The organism is Yeosuana marina (assembly GCF_011762485.1).
GTDB lineage: Bacteria > Bacteroidota > Bacteroidia > Flavobacteriales > Flavobacteriaceae > Yeosuana > Yeosuana marina.
Genome location: NZ_JAAKGI010000003.1, coordinates 127,775 through 146,262, shown reverse-complemented (window position 1 = coordinate 146,262; position 18,488 = coordinate 127,775). Strand labels below are relative to the sequence as shown.

20 protein-coding genes are annotated in these 18,488 nt (G+C 32.6%); 7 read left to right on the top strand and 13 right to left on the bottom strand.

What is annotated here, in order from left to right; translation table 11 throughout:
• The first annotated feature begins 3 nt into the window (after positions 1-3).
• From G5V56_RS05310 to G5V56_RS05300, 3 genes are all read left to right on the top strand, one after another.
• Positions 4-834, top strand: coding sequence for a universal stress protein (locus G5V56_RS05310; protein ID WP_166962606.1), 831 nt, complete (start codon positions 4-6; stop codon positions 832-834).
• A gap of 30 nt (positions 835-864) precedes the next feature.
• Complete coding sequence (locus G5V56_RS05305; RefSeq protein ID WP_166962604.1) at positions 865-1,494, top strand: carbonic anhydrase family protein; 630 nt, start codon at positions 865-867, stop codon at positions 1,492-1,494.
• Positions 1,495-1,610: 116 nt separating this feature from the next.
• Positions 1,611-3,458, top strand: coding sequence for a SulP family inorganic anion transporter (locus tag G5V56_RS05300; RefSeq protein ID WP_166962602.1), 1,848 nt, complete (start codon positions 1,611-1,613; stop codon positions 3,456-3,458).
• Between the two features lie 48 nt (positions 3,459-3,506).
• On the opposite strand, the gene fbp is transcribed toward G5V56_RS05300, so the two are convergent.
• On the bottom strand, positions 3,507-4,517 hold the full coding sequence (gene fbp, locus G5V56_RS05295; RefSeq protein ID WP_166962599.1) for a class 1 fructose-bisphosphatase: 1,011 nt from the start codon (positions 4,515-4,517) through the stop codon (positions 3,507-3,509).
• 120 nt (positions 4,518-4,637) lie between these two features.
• On the opposite strand from fbp, the gene G5V56_RS05290 reads away from it, so the two are divergent.
• The 3 genes from G5V56_RS05290 to G5V56_RS05280 all read left to right on the top strand — a co-directional run bounded on the left by G5V56_RS05290 (position 4,638) and on the right by G5V56_RS05280 (position 8,304).
• Positions 4,638-5,117 carry a GNAT family N-acetyltransferase gene (locus G5V56_RS05290; protein ID WP_166962597.1) on the top strand — a complete coding sequence of 160 codons (480 nt, stop codon included), beginning with the start codon at positions 4,638-4,640 and terminating at the stop codon, positions 5,115-5,117.
• Positions 5,117-6,367, top strand: a complete 1,251-nt coding sequence (locus G5V56_RS05285; protein WP_166962595.1) for an aspartate kinase — start codon at positions 5,117-5,119, stop codon at positions 6,365-6,367. The genes G5V56_RS05290 and G5V56_RS05285 overlap by 1 nt, the downstream gene beginning before the upstream one ends.
• A gap of 101 nt (positions 6,368-6,468) precedes the next feature.
• Complete coding sequence (locus G5V56_RS05280; protein WP_166962593.1) at positions 6,469-8,304, top strand: GNAT family N-acyltransferase; 1,836 nt, start codon at positions 6,469-6,471, stop codon at positions 8,302-8,304.
• A gap of 72 nt (positions 8,305-8,376) precedes the next feature.
• Here G5V56_RS05280 and G5V56_RS05275 read toward each other — a convergent pair whose 3' ends face one another.
• The 5 genes from G5V56_RS05275 to G5V56_RS05255 are packed head-to-tail and all read right to left on the bottom strand — an operon-like array spanning position 8,377 to position 10,860.
• Positions 8,377-8,757, bottom strand: coding sequence for an NINE protein (locus tag G5V56_RS05275; RefSeq protein WP_166962591.1), 381 nt, complete (start codon positions 8,755-8,757; stop codon positions 8,377-8,379).
• A gap of 55 nt (positions 8,758-8,812) precedes the next feature.
• Complete coding sequence (locus tag G5V56_RS05270) at positions 8,813-9,577, bottom strand: sulfite exporter TauE/SafE family protein (RefSeq protein ID WP_166962589.1); 765 nt, start codon at positions 9,575-9,577, stop codon at positions 8,813-8,815.
• 33 nt (positions 9,578-9,610) lie between these two features.
• The gene (locus tag G5V56_RS05265) at positions 9,611-9,997 is read right to left on the bottom strand and encodes a VOC family protein (protein WP_166962586.1); all 387 of its coding nucleotides are present in this window, start codon (positions 9,995-9,997) and stop codon (positions 9,611-9,613) included.
• Positions 9,998-10,011: 14 nt separating this feature from the next.
• Complete coding sequence (locus G5V56_RS05260; RefSeq protein WP_166962584.1) at positions 10,012-10,383, bottom strand: VOC family protein; 372 nt, start codon at positions 10,381-10,383, stop codon at positions 10,012-10,014.
• A 21-nt stretch (positions 10,384-10,404) separates the two neighbouring features.
• The gene (locus tag G5V56_RS05255; RefSeq protein WP_166962582.1) at positions 10,405-10,860 is read right to left on the bottom strand and encodes a DUF1801 domain-containing protein; all 456 of its coding nucleotides are present in this window, start codon (positions 10,858-10,860) and stop codon (positions 10,405-10,407) included.
• Between the two features lie 125 nt (positions 10,861-10,985).
• Between G5V56_RS05255 and G5V56_RS05250 the strand changes: the two genes are divergently transcribed.
• Entirely contained in the window at positions 10,986-12,206 is a 1,221-nt protein-coding gene (locus G5V56_RS05250) for a serpin family protein (protein WP_166962580.1), read from the top strand.
• A gap of 27 nt (positions 12,207-12,233) precedes the next feature.
• Here the strand turns inward: G5V56_RS05250 and G5V56_RS05245 are convergent, their stop codons facing one another.
• The 7 genes from G5V56_RS05245 to G5V56_RS05215 form a co-directional block, all read right to left on the bottom strand.
• Positions 12,234-13,169, bottom strand: a complete 936-nt coding sequence (locus G5V56_RS05245) for a 2-hydroxyacid dehydrogenase (RefSeq protein WP_166962578.1) — start codon at positions 13,167-13,169, stop codon at positions 12,234-12,236.
• A complete protein-coding gene (locus tag G5V56_RS05240) occupies positions 13,170-13,535 on the bottom strand; it encodes a cupin domain-containing protein (protein WP_166962576.1) in 366 nt (121 codons plus the stop codon).
• A gap of 104 nt (positions 13,536-13,639) precedes the next feature.
• On the bottom strand, positions 13,640-15,013 hold the full coding sequence (gene mgtE / locus G5V56_RS05235) for a magnesium transporter (RefSeq protein WP_206285873.1): 1,374 nt from the start codon (positions 15,011-15,013) through the stop codon (positions 13,640-13,642).
• Between the two features lie 20 nt (positions 15,014-15,033).
• A complete protein-coding gene (gene rsmA, locus G5V56_RS05230) occupies positions 15,034-15,807 on the bottom strand; it encodes a 16S rRNA (adenine(1518)-N(6)/adenine(1519)-N(6))-dimethyltransferase RsmA (protein WP_166962574.1) in 774 nt (257 codons plus the stop codon).
• A gap of 20 nt (positions 15,808-15,827) precedes the next feature.
• The gene (locus tag G5V56_RS05225; protein WP_166962572.1) at positions 15,828-16,151 is read right to left on the bottom strand and encodes a DUF4286 family protein; all 324 of its coding nucleotides are present in this window, start codon (positions 16,149-16,151) and stop codon (positions 15,828-15,830) included.
• 12 nt (positions 16,152-16,163) lie between these two features.
• Complete coding sequence (locus G5V56_RS05220; RefSeq protein ID WP_166962570.1) at positions 16,164-16,682, bottom strand: GNAT family N-acetyltransferase; 519 nt, start codon at positions 16,680-16,682, stop codon at positions 16,164-16,166.
• Positions 16,683-16,687: 5 nt separating this feature from the next.
• Complete coding sequence (locus G5V56_RS05215; RefSeq protein WP_240911224.1) at positions 16,688-18,472, bottom strand: tetratricopeptide repeat protein; 1,785 nt, start codon at positions 18,470-18,472, stop codon at positions 16,688-16,690.
• Positions 18,473-18,488: the final 16 nt, after the last annotated feature.

The window sequence follows — 18,488 nt, the reverse complement described above, 5'->3', positions numbered from 1 at the left end:
ATCATGAAAAAGAATAAGTATAAAATCTTAGTGCTTACAGATTTAAAGGACTCTACAAGCACTACTATAAAAAGCACTATTAGTCTTTCTAAAATGATTGATGGAGACATTGAACTTTTTTATGTAAAAAACGCTTCTGATGTTGTTAAACAAGATAATCAATTATCGGCCATTCGAACCATTAATGGTGAATACAGAGCTGCAAATAAAAAAATACAAAATTTAATAAAATCCGTTTCTGATGATTATCATGTAACCATAAATTATAGATTAGCCATTGGTAATGTTAAAAATGAAATTGTCACATACATTGAAGAACATCAACCAGATATCATTGTTCTAGGAAAAAGAAAATCAAAACCCCTGAATTTCATTGGCGACAATATTACAGATTTTATTCTAAAAAACCACAATGGTGTCATTATGATAGCTGCCAATGAAAATCCTTTAGAACCCAATAAAAAATTATCCCTTGGTATATTAAATGGCATAGAACAGACTTCAAATATAGTGTTTGCAGAAGATTTAATTAGTTATGCCCAAAAACCACTAAAATTGTTCAAAATTATTAAAAGCTCTAACACAACAAAAGAGACAAACAGTCTTGCGGACAAACAAACTGTTGAATATGTATTTGAGCACGGAGATAATTCCATCAGTACACTTTCTAACTATCTATCAAAGAAAAATATTAACTTACTATGTATTGATAGAGATAAAAAGGATGCTAACAATAAAGTAAATACAAGTAAATTAGACATTAAAGATGTAATAAGTAAGCTTAACGTGTCATTACTACTATCTGGTAATTCAAACTCTTATTTACATCAATAATAAATTTATAATATTATTTAAACTATAAATATGAAAGCACATACAAGAGAAACACAAGCAACAATGACTCCGCAAAAGTCATTGCAATATTTAAAAGAAGGAAATCAACGATTTCAAAATAATTTAAAAGCAAACAGAAATTTATTAGAACAGGTTAATGATACAAGCGAGGGACAATTTCCATTTGCAACTATTTTGAGTTGTATCGATTCGCGCGTATCTGCCGAGTTGGTTTTTGACCAAGGATTAGGAGATATTTTTAGTATAAGAATAGCCGGAAACTTTGTGAACGAAGACATTTTAGGAAGTATGGAATTTGCCTGTAAATTAGCAGGAACAGAACTAATTGTTGTATTAGGACACACCAGTTGTGGTGCTGTAAAAGGTGCATGTGATGATGCTAAACTAGGCAACCTAACTGCCATGCTTAGCAAAATAAAACCTGCGGTTAATGCGGTTAAAGAACCTGTAGATTCTAGTTTAAGAAATTCTAAAAACTTAGAATTTGTAGATAATGTATCTCATATGAATGTTCAATTAACAATTGACAGAATTCATGCAGAAAGCCCTGTACTTAGTGAGATGGAAAAAAGTGGAGACATCTTAATTATTGGCGCTATGTATGATATTAATACAGGTGCTGTTGAGTTTTTTGAATAAAAAAGGAAAATTCAAAAGAGGCAATATTATAATCACTTAATACTACCTTAAAGTAAAGATTATTTCGTTTCAATTAAAAAAACATTAAATTACAGGTAATAAAAAACTTATACATTATGAAGAAACTCTTTTCTAACATTAAAGGAGATGCCTTTGGTGGCATTACAGCAGGCATTGTTGCATTGCCTCTAGCTTTAGCCTTTGGAGTTTCTTCTGGTTTAGGTCCTAGCGCAGGACTTTATGGCGCTATTTTTCTTTCTTTTTTCGCCTCAATTTTTGGAGGTACAAGCACTCAAATATCGGGTCCAACCGCACCTATGACAGCCGTTAGTATGGTAGTTATAGCAGGTATTATTGCCGTTAATGATGGTGATGTAGAAAAAGCATTACCAGCTATCTTAACAGTGTTTTTGTTAGCCGGATTAATGCAAGTAGGACTTGGTGCTTTAGGTTTAGGAAAGTATATTAAATATATCCCTTATCCGGTAGTATCTGGCTTTATGACTGCTATAGGTGTAATTATTCTAATTACACAAGTTTTACCTTCTATTGGGTATTATCCAAAAGAAGACACAGAATTTGTCAGTCAATTTAAACCACAAGCGGAAGAATTAATTCTGCAAAACATTTTAAAAGAAGAAGCTGGTGAGGGCATTTTAGTCTTAGAAAATTTTAAGGAAACGGTCAACAGAGCAGAATATACTTCTGAAAATGATATTTTAAAAGAATCGAAAACACTTGCCAAAAACAAAGCTTCAGGTGTTTTAGGAACCCTAAAAGTGTTACCCAGGGCTTTTCAACATATTAATTGGATAGAATTAATTTTAGCATTAGCAACTATAATTATTATTTATGGATTTAAACGCATCACCACCAAAATACCAAGTACATTAGTTGCTCTGGTTGTTGTATCTGGTGCTGCTATTGCCTTTGGGGTAAATTACAGACCTATTGAAGAAATTCCAAGTGGCATTCCTATTCCTAATCTAGAAATTTTCACGAGTTTTAGTTTAGCTGGTATCACGCCCTATATATTTACTGCTTTAACATTAGCTCTACTTGGTGCTATAGATTCTTTACTAACAAGTGTAGTCGCCGATAATATGACAAAAACCAAACACAAACCAAACAAGGAACTAATTGGTCAGGGTATAGGAAATAGTATTGGAGCCCTTTTTGGCGGTATTCCAGGAGCTGGAGCAACTATAAGAACTGTTGTAAACATTAATTCTGGAGGGAAAACAAAATTATCAGGTATGATAGCTGGTATTATGTTACTCATCATATTATTAGGTCTTGGACCCGTGGCTTCTAAAATTCCGGCCGCAGTACTTGCAGGTATTTTAATTACTGTTGGGATAGGCGTTATGGATTATAAAGGTTTAAAAGCCATCCCTAGCTTACCTAAAGATATTAAAATAGGCCCATTTAAATTAAGTTCAGAAGTATTAGTAATGATTGTAGTGTTATTGCTCTCAACCTTTTGGAATTTAGTGTATGCCGTAGGAGTTGGTTTAGTTATAGCATCATTAATGTTTATGAAAAAAATAGGTGATTTAACTGCAGAACGCTCTGATGTTAAATCATTAAAAGAAGAAGCTTGGAAAGATGAAATTGGATTCCCTGATAAATTAAAAGAGGATGTATTTATAAAGCATATTAAAGGCCCCCTGTTTTTTGGCTCAACAAATGAATTTCAAAGTTTAGCAGCACAAATTCCAACAACAGCGTCTAAAGTGATTATTCGTTTAGACCGTATGCAGTATATCGATCAGTCAGGATTATATGCTATGGAAGATGTCTTACAAGAACTTACTAAAAACAATATAGTCGCCTTATTTGTTGACTTACAAGACCAACCCAAATATATGATGGAACGTATAGATATCATCCCAGATTTAATCCCGTATGAGCATATTTTCGAAACTTTTAATGACTGCATGAGTTGGATTAAAGAACAATAAAGATTAAAAAAAAAGCGAACTTAACAGTTCGCTTTTTTAATGCTTTTATTATTGATGAGCTTCTCGCATAAACTCTTCTACTTTTTCAACCATGTTTTTACTTCCACAAACAAAAGGCACACGCTCGTGTAACTCGGTAGGTTGAATATCCAAAATCCTTGTAAAACCATCACTTGCTTTTCCGTTAGCTTGCTCTGCTAAAAATGCCATAGGATTACATTCATACAATAACCGTAATTTTCCTTTAGAAGTTAATGAACTTTTAGGGTACAAATAAATACCGCCTTTGATCATATTTCTGTGAAAATCTGACACTAAAGAGCCAATATATCTTGAGGTATATGGCCTATCACCTTCTTCTTTCTGACAATATTTTATATAGTTTTTAATGCCTTGAGGAAAATGAATATAATTTCCTTCGTTTACAGAATAAATGGTTCCATTTTCTGGAAATTGCATATTAGGATGCGATAAATAAAACGTGCCAATAGCTGGGTTAAGTGTAAAACCATTAACCCCATCACCCGTTGTATAAACCAACATAGTAGAAGTTCCGTAAACCACATAACCAGCAGCTACTTGTTGATTTCCTTTTTGTAAAAAGTCTTCCATCGTAACAGGAGTGCCAATAGGCGTAACACGTCTGTAAATTGAAAAAATGGTTCCAACAGACACATTCACATCAATGTTTGAGGAGCCATCTAAAGGGTCTATTAAAACGACATATTTATTTTGGTGATTCTCATCTTGACTGTTAATAGATATAAAATCGTCTTCCTCCTCACTAGCAATACCGCAAACAATATTTCTGTTGGTAAGAGTTTGAATAAATTTATCATTAGCGTACACATCTAGTTTTTGTTGGTCTTCACCCTGAATATTTACATCGCCTGCAGCTCCAATGATATCAACCAATCCCGCTTTATTAACTTCATGATTCACGACTTTTGCCGCTAAGCGAATGGAATTGATAAGGCTAGATAATTCTCCAGATGAATACTTAAAAGACGCTTGATTTTCAATAATAAATTCACCTAATGTTTGCTTTTTATTAGCCATATCCTTTTAGTTTGTTTTGTACAAATATCTAGCATTTTTAAACAAACTACAACGTTTTAGCATATTTATCACATTTATAAATAAAGAACTTTACCCTATCTTTGAATCAAATTAAACACTATGAATTTTACTATTAGAAACGCAACCAAGCAAGATATGCCCCAAGTTCTCAATTTAATTCATGAGCTAGCAATCTTTGAAAAAGAAGCCGATGCTGTTGAAGTAACCGTGAGCGATTTAGAACAAGACGGTTTTGGTGAAAATCCTGCTTTTCATTGTTTTGTAGCCGAGGTAAATAACAAAATTGAAGGTATGGCGTTGGTTTACTTTAGATATTCAACCTGGAAAGGAAAAGCATTACATCTTGAAGATTTAATTGTAAGTGAAGCTATGAGAGGTTCAGGAATTGGGTCTAAATTATTAGATGAAGTTGTAAAATACGGTTACTCTTTAGGAGTAAGACGTATTAACTGGGAAGTCCTTGATTGGAACGAACCAGCCATTATTTTTTACGAAAAAAATGGGGCCAATGTGATGCGCGATTGGAATGTAGTTCATCTCAACGAACAAGCTATAAAAAATTATATATCAAAGCTATAATGCAAGTATTTAAATTTGGTGGCGCCTCTGTAAAAGATGCCAATGGAGTTAAAAACTTAGCTTCAGTATTGCAAAAAGTAGGCTACAATAATACCTTAGTAGTGGTTTCGGCTATGGGAAAAACTACCAATGCCTTAGAAGTTGTTATTAATAACTATTTTAACAATAAAGCCGAATTACAAAGCTCATTACAAGAGGTTAAAAAATACCATAACTCAATTCTTTTAGATTTATTTGACAATGAACATCATGCTGTTTTTAAAAATGTATCTAATTTATTTGATGAGTTAAATCGTTTTTTAGATAGCAATAAATCGCCGGATTATAATTTTGTTTATGACCAAATTGTAGGGTTTGGAGAATTAGTTTCCACCCTTATTATTAGTCATTACTTAAACGATATAGGGTTAAAAAACACCTGGTTAGATGTTAGAGAATATATTAAAACTGATAACTATTACAGACGGTCCAACGTAAATTGGGAAGATACACAGCATTTAATAACAACGAAATTCAACACCTTTACGTTAAACATAACGCAAGGTTTTTTAGGGAGCGATGCCAACAATTTCACAACCACTCTCGGTAGAGAAGGTAGTGATTATACTGCTGCCATTTTTGCTTATTGTTTAAATGCAGAAAGCGTTACAATTTGGAAAGATGTTCCAGGTGTTTTAAACGCCGACCCTCGTTATTTTGAAAATGCACAATTACTTAATATGATATCTTACAGAGAAGCCATTGAACTCGCTTTTTATGGCGCTTCTGTTATTCATCCAAAAACCTTGCAACCATTGCAAGGCAAGGAAATTCCGTTGTACGTAAAGTCGTTTTTAAACCCTGAAAAATCGGGCACTAAAGTTGGAAAAGGCACAGCGCTTGAACCTGATATCCCTTGTTTTATAGTCAAAAAAAATCAAGTATTAATCTCTTTGTCTTCTTTAAATTTCTCATACATTGTTGAAGAAAATATTAGCGAGATATTTAGCTTACTTCATTTATATAAAATGAAAGTAGATGTCATTCAAAATTCGGCTATAAGTTTTTCTGTTTGTGTTGACAATATGTATAATAATCTTGATAAACTACTGCAGCATTTAAAAGCAAAATTTAAAGTTAGTTGCCAAGAAAATGTATCGCTTTATACAATAAGAAATTATAACGATAAAGCCATTCAGCAATTAGAACAAGGTAAAACAATATTACTTAAACAGTTAACACAAGGAACCATTCAAATAGTGACACAATAATATTTTAAAAATATAACTGAAGTAAATTTTAACTGATTTAGTAATGCGTTTGCTATATAATTTGAGTGAAAAAAATAAAAAAATTGATTAGGTTTGTAGGGATGTCCAAAAAAGTTGATACCGGTTTAGTTTCTGCAAAAGAAGTTGCTAAAGTTATAAATATTGATAACTACGGCTTCATTGGCACTTTTATTGGTTGGCTTCTTATTAAGTTGTTAAAAATATCTACACTTAACAAAATTTATAAACGCAATAAACACCTTACAGATCTTACGTTTTTAAATAGTATTTTGGATGATTTTGAAATAAAATTTGAAATCCCAGAAGAAGATTTAAAACGACTGCCAAAAGATGGTGCTTACATTACTATTTCCAATCATCCATTAGGAGGAATTGATGGTATTTTGCTATTAAAGTTAATGCTTGAGCAACGCAAGGATTTTAAAATAATAGCCAATTTTCTGCTACATAGAATTGAGCCTTTAAAACCATTCATCATGCCTGTTAATCCTTTTGAAGACAGGAAAGATGCAAAGTCAAGCATTTCTGGTTTTAAAAATTCGTTATTACATCTAAAAGAAGGTCATCCGCTTGGTATTTTTCCAGCTGGTGAAGTATCAACCTACCGAGATGGCAAGTTGGTAGTTGATAGACCCTGGGAAGAAGCCGCTATGAAATTGGTTAAAAAAGCTGAAGTTCCCGTTGTTCCTATTTATTTTCATGCCAAAAATAGTCGGCTTTTTTATAAACTTTCTAAAATTAGTGACACCTTAAGAACCGCTAAATTACCATCAGAATTATTAACGCAAAGGCGTCGTGTTATTAAAGTTAGAATTGGAAAACCTATTTCGGTTGCCGATCAAAAAGAGCATGCATCACTTGAAGATTTTTGCGATTTTTTAAGACGAAAAACTTATATGCTTTCCAATGCGTTTGAAAGCAAATCTAAAATATTAGATAACCTCTCGTCCTCTCTAAAAGCTCATAAAATACCTAAGCGTATTGTAACGCCTATTGCACCAGAATTAATGGCTAAAGAAGTTGAAAAACTTAGACAAGACGATTGCAGGTTATTACAAAGTAAAAACTATGAGGTGTTTTTAGCGCAAGCGGATCAACTCCCTAATATATTAAGAGAAATAGGAAGACTGCGTGAAATAACCTTTAGAGAAGTTGGTGAAGGTACTAATGAAGCAATAGACCTTGATACTTTTGACACCTATTATCACCATATGTTTTTGTGGGATAACGACGCCCAATTAATTGCAGGCGCCTATAGAATGGGACTTGGTTCAAAAATATTTGCAGAATTTGGTATAGATGGGTTTTACCTTCAAGATCTTTTTAGGTTTGAGCCAGAGCTTTATAAAATGATGAGCCAATCTATTGAAATGGGGCGTGCTTTCATTATTAAAGAGTATCAGCAAAAACCCATGCCGCTATTTTTACTTTGGAAAGGTATTGTGCACACCACATTGCGTTTTCCAGAACATAACTTTTTAATTGGTGGTGTTAGTATTAGTAATCAGTTTTCTAACTTCTCTAAATCGTTGATGATTGAGTTTATGAAATCTCATTACTACGATCCCTATTTAGCACAATATGTACATCCTAAAAAAGAGTTTAAAGTAAAACTTAAAGATGCTGATAAAGATTTTGTTTTTGATGAAACCGAAGCCGATTTAAATAAGTTTGACAAAATTATTGACGAAGTAGAACCAGGAGCCTTACGCTTACCTGTTCTTCTTAAAAAATATATTAAACAAAATGCACGCTTAGTAGCCTTTAATGTAGACCCTTTGTTTAATAACTCTGTAGATGGCTTGATGTACATTAAAATTGCCGACTTACCAGAAAGTACTGTGAAACCCGTTATGGAAGAGTTTCAAGCAGAATTAGAGCGTAAGTTTACAGAGAACTCAGAAGAGAATTCTTAGGTTTAAAAGAAAAAATACAATAAAAAAGCCCAAAACTGATTTTGGGCTTTTTTATTATACCTATCTAATTTATTAAAACCAAGGTTTCTTGCCAACTTGGTAGGTATTATAAAATTCTTCATCAGATTTAGTCAAATAAATAATTCCTTCAACAAGACCAATTATACTTACTCCCCAAACTAAAAAAACACCAACACCAACACAAGAAAGCACAATTCCTATTAATGTAATGCCCAATAAAATAGCTCCTTCTTTAGTATATCCTAATATAAACTTGTGAACCCCAAATATTCCCAATAAAATAGCAAGAACGCCTGCTAAAATTTTCTTGTTACTATCAGTAAATGTTTGTTTTGCATTTTCTGCAAACTCTGAAGCTGTTTCCTTGGCATCTTCAGTGAATTCTTTTGCCTTATCTTTAAGGTCGTCACTAAAATTTTTTTCTTCTGACATGATGGTTTTATTTTGGTTTGAAATTTAAAAGTAATAAAAAAATCGTTTCTAAATTTTATCTTAAAAATAAAATAACACCCCCAATAGCAGTGACTATTAAAATAAAACGACGGTAGTTCAAATTTGAAATTAGTTTTACAATAGAGACTCCTACAAAAAAACCTATGACAACAATTGGTATCATAACCGAATTTAAAACTAAGGTGTTTACGGTTACCGTTTTCCAAACAAACATATGAAATGGTAATTTAAATACATTGATGATAAAAAATAACCAGGCCGCTGTTCCTATAAACTCATTTTTAGGAAATCGCATTGCAAGAAAATACACGTTTGAAACGGGTCCGGCCAAATTACCTATCATAGTGGTAAACCCTGCTAAAAAACCCGCTATCCAAGACACTATTTTGTTTTTTGGTACGGCAGTTGACTTTCTTTGTTCAGATAAAAACATAAGGATTACAGATCCAATAATGATAATAGCCATTAATCGTTTAAACAATACTTCAGAAATATCATTACCTAACCAAACACCAACTAAAACCCCAACAATCATCATGGGTAACAGCTTGAAAATATAGTTCCATTGTGCATGCCGATTGTAATAAATAACGGCTAAAATATCGGCACTAATTAACATAGGTAATAAAACGCCTGTAGATTCTTTTTCACCAAAAACAAAAGCCAGAATCACAACAAGGATAATCCCGATTCCTTTAATGCCTGCCTTTGAAAGCCCTAATAAAAAAACAGCTAAACCAATAGCTGCCCATTGTAACCATGATAAATGATACGATTGGAGAATCTCTATGTAAGTCAATAGTATTTAAGCTTTGAAAAATAATTGACGAAGTTACAAAAAAGGAGTATCAATGGGTTCCCAAAGCTCTATTTTATTGCCATCATTATCGAGTATCCAACCAAATTTACCATACTCGTATTCTTCAATATCTCCAACAATAGTAACTCCTTCTTTTTTTAAGGCTTTTAAAAGTTCTTTTAAGTTTTCAACACGATAGTTAAACATAAAGTCCTTTTTTGAAGGCTTAAAATAGTTAGTGTCATCTGGAAATGGGCTCCATTGTGTTGTGCATTCTTTACCCTCTTGGTCTTTCCACTTAAAGGTACAGCCATAATCATCGGTATTAAATCCTAAATGTTTCTTATACCAATCTTTAGTCGCCTTAGGGTCCTTGGTTTTAAAAAACAAGCCTCCTATTCCTGTTACTCTATGTTTCATTTTTTGATTTTTTATTATACATGTTGATCAATAAGTATGGTATTCCCATCAGGGTCGTACATAACTATACTTGCAGGTCCAGAAGTGTTTTCATCCGTTTCTCTTTCTAGTTTAATATTATTTTCTTGCAAGTGCTTTTGAATGGCTCTTACATCATCAAATGGTTCTACTTTATTGGCATTTTCGTCCCACCCTGGATTGAAAGTTAAAATATTTTGTTCGAACATACCTTGAAAAAGACCAATTAGCGCATTGCCATTTTTCATAATGAGATAGTTTTTATCAATATCTCCTGCAAAAACACTAAACCCGAGTGTTTCGTAAAACTGTTTTGATACCTTAATGTCCTTGACACTAAGACTAGCTGAAAATGCTCCTAATTTCATATTTTAAGTTTTTATTGATTATTATTTTTTGATTGCAGATTCGTAAATATCAACGCATTCTTGAACCTTTATTTTCTTTGACAATTCTCCAATTAATTCAAAAGGTATGTCATTTATCTTTTTAAATCGAATACAGCTTTTACCCATATCAAGTTTAGTTTTGCTATATTTTGGATATTCACTAACAAACCAATCATATAATTCTTTTTTTGAATACAGACCCATATGGTATACGTTTATTGAGTTTTTTTGCGATGCAAAACTCATAAAAGGCAAAGGTTCTTTTGGGTTACAATGGTAACCATCCGGATATATCGAATGTGGAACCACATAACCAATCATGCCATAACTTATAGTTTCCTCAAAACCTTTTGGGAGATGTTCCTTAATTGTTTTTCGAAGTTTGCTAATGATTAGTTGCCGCTCCTCAGAAAGTTGTTTTATGTAGTCTTCAGGAGAATTAGCTATGTATTGCATGTTGATATCTTTTAGATTTTTAAAGTTAATAAAAAATTTCAATTGGACTTTTCTTATCATTAACCGCAACCTTTTGATACTTTTCGCATCTTAAAATTGTAAACAATATCGAAACTTGAATAGTTATGAAATTAGACCATACTTTATTGCTTCCCTTTTTAATTTGTGTAATCACTTTTCAATCTTGCAGCACTTCTAATGATGAACCATTAATACCTTTTGATACTGTTTCTAAAGGACATCAAATTGTTTCTGCAAATAATGATTTTGCGTTTTCATTATATAAAGAAATTGCTCAAACTGAAACTGAAAATAATTTCATGATTTCTCCCGTAAGTGCTTCTTTGGCTTTAGGTATGGTGTATAACGGTACCGATGGAGAAACTAAACAGGCTTTTGCCAGTATGTTTAACTATGGAAACACTACAATAGAAGAAACCAATTTAGTGAACCAAAACATTATAGAAAACCTTACTAGAACAGCTTCTAGAACAACTTTTGACATTGCTAATTCACTTTGGATAAAAAATACTTTTCCCGTTAAGGAATCATTCTTGACAACAAATAAATCATATTATTTTGCAGAAGTACAAAACAAAGATTTTAACGATCCCCAAACCTTAAAAACTATAAACAACTGGGTATCCAATAAAACCAATGGAAAAATACCGAGTATTTTAGATAACATTTCGGCAGATGCAGTATTATATGCTATTAATGCCATTTATTTTAAAAGTGATTGGGAGTTTCGCTTTAAAACAGAAAATACCAAGCTATTATCTTTTCATCTAGCCAATGGTAATGTGAAACAAGTTGAGATGATGTCTATGCAACAAGATTTAAAATATATGGCAAACGACATATTTTCTTCTGTTGAACTTCCTTATAAAAACAATAAATATTCCATGACGCTAATACTGCCTAATACCAACAAAACGTTTGATGATGTTATGCCTATAATGAACAGTGAAAATTGGTTAGATTGGCAGAACAACTTTACAGTTCAAGATATTAAAATCACCTTACCTAAGTTTAAATTTTCCTCTAAAAAGGAATTTAACGATGCTCTTGCCAACTTAGGTTTAGGCATAGCTTTTAGTAATAATGCTAATTTTAGTAATTTAAGTAATACGGACACTAAAATTTCATTTGTATTACAAAAAACCTTTATCGATGTTAATGAAAAGGGAACTGAAGCGGCAGCAGTTACTGCTGTGGGTATAGTAACTACATCAATAGGAGAGTCAAAACAATTTTTATTAAACAAACCTTTTCTATTCGTAATAACAGAAAAAGAAACAGGTTCAATTTGTTTTATGGGTAAAGTAGGAAATCCAGAATATTAGAAATAGCTTTCTACCTATAAATAGAAATTAACAAAATTTAGCTTTTATTTTATTTACTATAGTTTGTGCTAGTTTTTCTTTGCTTTCAATAGTCCAACCAGCAACATGAGGTGATAAAATTACATTTTGAGCGTTTATTAAATATTGAAAAGCATAAGGCATTTCTGAAGAAAATAAGTTTTCAAACGATGCCTTTTCATATTCTAAAACATCTAATCCGGCACCAAGAATTTTACCAGATTTTAGAGCATCTACTACATCATCCGTTACCACACTTTTCCCACGCGCCGTATTTAAGAACCAAAATGGCTTTTTAAACTGGTTGATAAATTTGGTATTTATCATATTCAAGGTTAATGGTGTTTGTGGTGTATGCAAACTAACAACCTCAACTTGTTCTTGAAATTCTTTTAGCGATACCTGTTTAGCGTTTTCGTCACCAACATGCGGTTTTATATCGTAACACAACACCTCAACATCGAAACCTCTTAACTTTCTAGCAAAGGATTTTCCCATATTTCCATAGCCAATAATGCCTACTGTTTTTCCATACAATTCAATACCTCTGTTATCTTCTCGAAGCCATTTGCCCTGTCTTACCTCAGCATCTGCTTTATTAAGTTTGTTGAATAATGATAACAACATCCCTAAAGCGTGCTCCCCAACCGCATTTCTATTTCCTTCTGGTGCGGCTATTAAAGTAATTCGCTTTTCTTCGGCATACGCGCAATCAATATTCTCTAAACCAGCTCCTACTCTTCCAATAAATTTGAGATTGGTTGCTGCATCCAAAAATTGTTTATCAATGCTGAATCGGCTTCTTAAAATGATACCATCGTATTGATTTATTTTGGTTTCAATGTCTTCTTTAGAAGATGAATAATCTTCGTCGTTTTGAAATCCCAAATCGTTTAATTGATTTAGAAGTAATTGATGGTTTGTATCTAGATGAAGGATTTTCATTTAAATTTTAGGATAATGTGTCTGTGTTTTTTCGTGTTGTACTTTTCCGGTATGTGCGGTCGATAATTTTTCAAACAAAATAACATGTACCTCTTCGTTATTTTTTGTCATAGGGTTATGCTCAACCCCTTTTGGTACGACAATTAGTTCTCCTTCTTTTACAATTTCAGTACGGTCACGAAATTGCATGTACAGAGTTCCTTTGACAACCTGAAATAATTCGTCTTCATCCTCATGGCTGTGCCAAACAAATTCTCCTTTTAGTTTTGCTAAAAGCACCTGCATATTATCAACTATTGCAACTTGATGAGGATGCCAGTTTTTGTTAAATTTTGAAAATTTATGTTGAATATTAATTGCATCCATTCTGTAAATTTACAAAGTTTTGCGTTAGCGATTGCAGTAAAAATCCTTTTGCTTTTGCAAAAGATTGTCACGAAAAGCGCGACCCAAAGGGTAACGCCCAATCATTAAAATCCAAGAATCATTTTAGCTATTAAAAAGTATAAGAGTATTCCAAAAATATCATTACTCGTTGTAATAAAAGGTCCTGTTGCTACAGCTGGATCTACGCCGCGTTTATCTAAAAATATGGGAATAAACGTGCCTATTAAAGCGGCAATTATAATAACGGTTATTAGCGCAGCTCCTATGGTTAAAGATACTAAATAAGCTGTATGAAAAAAGAAATGACTAATTATAATGGCTACTAGCGCAATAGCTACGCCGTTAACTAATCCTAGCAAGAACTCTTTAAATAAACGTTTTAATATCTCTCCTTTTATTGTGTCGTTAGCCAACCCTTGAACAACAATAGCAGACGACTGTACGCCAACATTACCAGCAGTTGCTTGGATTAACGGTACAAAACTTAAAAGTATAGCGTAATTATTTAATACGGTTTGAAAATTAGTGATAATAGTTGCTGCACCTATACCTCCAAACATACCTATAAATAACCATGGTAAACGGGCTTTAGTGAGTTCCCAAATACTATCATCAGCCTCAACATCGCTTGTAATACCAGCTGCTAACTGATAATCTTTTTCAGCTTCCTCTTTCATGACATCGACAATGTCATCAATAGTAATTCTTCCTAAAAGTCGTTGATTATTATCGACAACAGGAATGGCTTCCAAATCATATTTTTGCATCACACGGGCAACATCTTCAGCATCATCATGAACATTAACACTATCAACACTTTTTATGTATATATCTGTAATTTTTTGGTCACTTTTTGCTACAATCAAATCTTTTAAAGACAACCTACCAATAAGCCTATTTTGTTTATCTACTACATAAATAGAGTGTACCCGAGTTACTTCTTTGGCTTGCCCTCTTATTCTTCGTAAACATCCAGCGACCGTCCATGTTTCATAAACCTTAACCAACTCTTTTGCCATCAATCCACCAGCTGTATCTTCATCATAAGCTAGAAGCTCTCTAATTTCTTCTTTATGCTCTTCGTCTTCAATATGTGAGATAACCTCTTGCTGACGGTCTTCTGGCAATTCGGCAATAATATCGGCAGCGTCATCGGTATCTAGTTCTTCAACCTCTTCGGCAATTTCCTTATTAGATAAGTTTTTTAAAACCTTCTCTCTGTTATCTTCATCCAATTCCATGAGGACATCAGAGGTCGTTTCAGAATCCAGAAGTTTGATTACATACATAGCGTCTTCTAGATTCAATTCATCTAGAATCTCTGCTATATCAGCGTAGTGAAACTCTTTTAAAAGCACTTGTAACTCTTTGTTGTTTTGTTGTTCAACTAAAAGTTCTACCTGCTCAATAAGTTCATCGCTTAATTGAAATTGTATGTTTTCATTTTCTTCTGCCAACTTGAATGAATTTATAGGTTTTAAATATCATTTTCAATCAATTGTGTTAAAGAAATAAATTCTTGAACACTTAATTGCTCCGGACGTTTGCCAAAGATAACATCTTCTCTTAAACTATCGCTTAAATTAAATGTTTTTAAACTGTTACGAAGCGTTTTACGGCGTTGTTGAAAAGCTGTTTTAACTACTTTAAAAAGTAACACATCATCACATGGCAATACGTAGTCTTTTTTTCTAGTGAGTTTTAAAACGCCTGATTCTACTTTTGGTGGCGGATTAAATACCGAAGGTGGTACTGTAAATAAATAATCGGCATCATAAAATGCTTGTGCTAATACCGATAAAATCCCATATACTTTACTACCTTCTTTTGAACAGATGCGTTGGGCTACTTCTTTTTGAAACATCCCTGAAAATTCAGGAATTTGGTCACGCATTTCTAAGGTTTTAAACACAATTTGTGTGGATATATTATAAGGAAAATTTCCGATAATGGCGAAAGGTTCTCCTTTGAAAACCTCTTTTAAATCATATTTTAAAAAATCTTGTTCAATAATTCTTGGAGCGAGATTTAAGTAGCTGTCTTTTAAATAATCAACAGATTCTGAATCAATTTCAATAACATAGGTTGTAATATCTTTTTTAAGAAGATATTTTGTTAGAACGCCCATACCAGGACCAATTTCCAAAATCTTTTTATAACCGTTTAAAGACAGTGTATCTGCAATTTTTTCTGCAATACTTTCATCATTCAAAAAATGCTGTCCTAAATGTTTCTTAGCTTTTACGGTCATAATTATGAGTATCCTTTAAATTATTTTTCTGTTACTGTGTATTCATCTATAACCTCAAGCTCTGTTCTAAAAGACAAGACGCTTTCTCCAAAATGCTTTAACACATCTTGACGCAACGTATCCGCATCATTTTTATAATATGCATCAAGGGCTTCTCTAGATTTTGCTCTGTATTGAATAGAGTAGGTAACACCACCTAAATCTTCTTCAACCAAAACTCTGGTAAGTTTGGCTTCTGTAAAATGTCCTGTTGCCAACACTTGTGGAATATGTTCCTTAACCCATACCAACCATTTTTGATGAATGCGTTCATCAATATTTGAGGTGACATTATAAATTATCATGGTTATAAATTTTTATTCTAAATTTAATTGTTTTGCAAATAACAGGAGTTCTTGATCATCCTCAAAAGGTTTTACTCTTTTTTCATAAGTAAAACCTAATTTCTCTAATAATTTTTTAGAATTTGTATTGGCAGGTAAGGTGATTGCTACTAGCTTTTTAAGACTAAACTCTTCTTTTGCTAATTTTAACATAGCTATTGATGCTTCGTACCCAAACCCCTTGCCTTCAAATTCTGGTAAGAAGGCGAATCCTAAATCAACATCATTTAGTTGCTCTCTTTTTATTAAGCCGCAAGTTCCAATTGTTTTCTGCTGTTGCTTTTCTTGTAGTTTATAAAACCCAAAGCCATGATCTTTATAGCTTTTTAAGGTGCCGTTTGTTAGATAGTTCTCGGCGTCTTCAATGGTTTTTAGATTTCTATCTCCTATATATTTTATCCAATTTGGGGTATTAACTAATTTTAAAAAAAACGGTGCATCATCAAGTGAAAACTTTGATATTAAAAGTCTTTCTGTTTCTGCTACTATCATGTAAACTAGTTTATTGCATCGCCCCGTAAAGCTCTAAATTTCTTTCGTGCATCTACAAAATAAATACTATCTGCATGGTTTAAAAAAATGTCTTCATACAATGCCTTTGCCTTTTCTGGTAGTGATAAATGATTCACATAAAGTTCAGCTAAGGCATAAGTAGCATCATCAACCAGAATACTTTCTTTATAATTTGTTAGAATAGCATTATAGTTGGCTTCTGCTCTTACATAGTCCTTTTTGCTTTCAAATAACTGAGCTTGTTTATAAAGTGCTTGAGGAACAATATGTTCGGTTTTATGTTCTTTTAATATAGTATCTAAAAGTGTAATGGCTTCGTCGTTTTTATTTTGAAAAGCTAATAAATCGGCCTTTGCATATAATTTTAAAGCCACATGAAGTGAATCGTCGTATTTATTGTCTGAAATAATGAGCTTTAAATCCAACGCATCATTCGCTATTAATTGCGAGGTTGATGCTTTTAAAATTTTAAGCTGTGATTCTGCCCAATCAAAATCCCCTTTATAATAACTTGCTTTGGCTACTTTATATCTTGCTTCTTGCGAAATCGTACTATTTTTTAAACTACGTTGTATTTGTGTGAAATAAATTAACGCTGTATTAAACTCTTCTCGTAATACAAAAATATCTCCTAGCTCTAATTTAACTTGTGCTTTTTGTGTGTCGTTTAACGGTAATTCTAAAGTTCTTTCTAAAAACGTGGTGGCGCTTTTAGTATCATTCATATAGAATGCTAAAAAATGAGCATAAGCAACTTGCAAGTTTAAGGTTTGAGAAAAAGTTCCGTACTTTTTAAATAATGCATTGTAAGAATCCTTTATGTTTTGGTAATCCTCCTTAGTGCTTTCTTTGGTTTGCAGTTGAAGTAAATTATAATATGCATTTAATAACGTGTCTAAATCTTGAGCTGTTTCAATTAAATAGCTGAGTATATTTTTTGCTACTTGATTATCATTTTCACTCATGGTAATAGCAGCTAATTCTTCTATTCTGCTTAAACTTTCTGGATCTCTATTAAAAATAGCTTTCTCCTGGATAAACGCTTTGTTATAGTCTTTTTGTTGCACAAAAAGCCAACTTAACATATCATTCCAAATGACATTGGGTTCTTCCTGAATTTTCTGTAGAATAATCTTCCGAAGTAATATATTGCTTTGATTACTACTATCTTCAGTTACAAAATCACTAAGAGCCCGTTTAATATTTCCAACGGCAATAGGATTTTCTTGTATGAAATTAATATAGCCAACAAACATTTTTTCGACATCGCCTAGTTCTCCATAAATTTGTGCCATTTGTAGATTAAAATTAAAATCTGACTTCATGGTCATTGCTTTTTCATAAGCAGCAAGTGCTTCATTTAAAAGTGTATGACTTTGAAAACTTCGCGCTACAGCAAACACATTGTTGACATTTTGGTCTATACTAGAAAGAGCTTGGGTATAATATGAATTTGCATTTTTTAAATCGCCTTTAAGTTGATACGTATACCCTAATTCAACATAAAAAGCAGGGTATTTAACTCTATTGATTAGCGACAACACAAACTGCTCTGCTTCATTATACTGTTCTAGTTGCTGATAAGAGCTGACTATTTGATTTATGTAATTAATATTTGAGGGTGATTGGGCGTATAATTTTTTGTATTCGTATAGCGCTTTCTCAAAATCACCATTTTCAAAATACTCTTTAGCAAACAAATCATCATCCTGTGAAAAGGCATGTGTGCCCATCAACATTAGTATCACTAAAACAAATTTCAATCTCATAAGGTAAATATAACAA

Excerpts from the sequence above, each read along its gene's own strand:
- G5V56_RS05240 (WP_166962576.1), bottom strand. The coding sequence starts at position 13,535 with ATGGATGCAATTAATATTCAACATAAATTTTCAAAATTTAACAAAAAC.
- G5V56_RS05265 (WP_166962586.1), bottom strand. The coding sequence starts at position 9,997 with ATGAAACATAGAGTAACAGGAATAGGAGGCTTGTTTTTTAAAACCAAG.
- G5V56_RS05290 (WP_166962597.1), top strand. The coding sequence starts at position 4,638 with ATGAATTTTACTATTAGAAACGCAACCAAGCAAGATATGCCCCAAGTT.
- fbp (WP_166962599.1), bottom strand. The coding sequence starts at position 4,517 with ATGGCTAATAAAAAGCAAACATTAGGTGAATTTATTATTGAAAATCAA.
- G5V56_RS05225 (WP_166962572.1), bottom strand. The coding sequence starts at position 16,151 with ATGATAATTTATAATGTCACCTCAAATATTGATGAACGCATTCATCAA.
- G5V56_RS05255 (WP_166962582.1), bottom strand. The coding sequence starts at position 10,860 with ATGCAATACATAGCTAATTCTCCTGAAGACTACATAAAACAACTTTCT.
- G5V56_RS05215 (WP_240911224.1), bottom strand. The coding sequence starts at position 18,472 with ATGAGATTGAAATTTGTTTTAGTGATACTAATGTTGATGGGCACACAT.
- G5V56_RS05280 (WP_166962593.1), top strand. The coding sequence starts at position 6,469 with ATGTCCAAAAAAGTTGATACCGGTTTAGTTTCTGCAAAAGAAGTTGCT.
- G5V56_RS05260 (WP_166962584.1), bottom strand. The coding sequence starts at position 10,383 with ATGAAATTAGGAGCATTTTCAGCTAGTCTTAGTGTCAAGGACATTAAG.
- G5V56_RS05250 (WP_166962580.1), top strand. The coding sequence starts at position 10,986 with ATGAAATTAGACCATACTTTATTGCTTCCCTTTTTAATTTGTGTAATC.
- G5V56_RS05245 (WP_166962578.1), bottom strand. The coding sequence starts at position 13,169 with ATGAAAATCCTTCATCTAGATACAAACCATCAATTACTTCTAAATCAA.
- G5V56_RS05310 (WP_166962606.1), top strand. The coding sequence starts at position 4 with ATGAAAAAGAATAAGTATAAAATCTTAGTGCTTACAGATTTAAAGGAC.
- G5V56_RS05300 (WP_166962602.1), top strand. The coding sequence starts at position 1,611 with ATGAAGAAACTCTTTTCTAACATTAAAGGAGATGCCTTTGGTGGCATT.
- rsmA (WP_166962574.1), bottom strand. The coding sequence starts at position 15,807 with ATGACCGTAAAAGCTAAGAAACATTTAGGACAGCATTTTTTGAATGAT.
- G5V56_RS05275 (WP_166962591.1), bottom strand. The coding sequence starts at position 8,757 with ATGTCAGAAGAAAAAAATTTTAGTGACGACCTTAAAGATAAGGCAAAA.
- G5V56_RS05305 (WP_166962604.1), top strand. The coding sequence starts at position 865 with ATGAAAGCACATACAAGAGAAACACAAGCAACAATGACTCCGCAAAAG.
- G5V56_RS05220 (WP_166962570.1), bottom strand. The coding sequence starts at position 16,682 with ATGATAGTAGCAGAAACAGAAAGACTTTTAATATCAAAGTTTTCACTT.
- G5V56_RS05285 (WP_166962595.1), top strand. The coding sequence starts at position 5,117 with ATGCAAGTATTTAAATTTGGTGGCGCCTCTGTAAAAGATGCCAATGGA.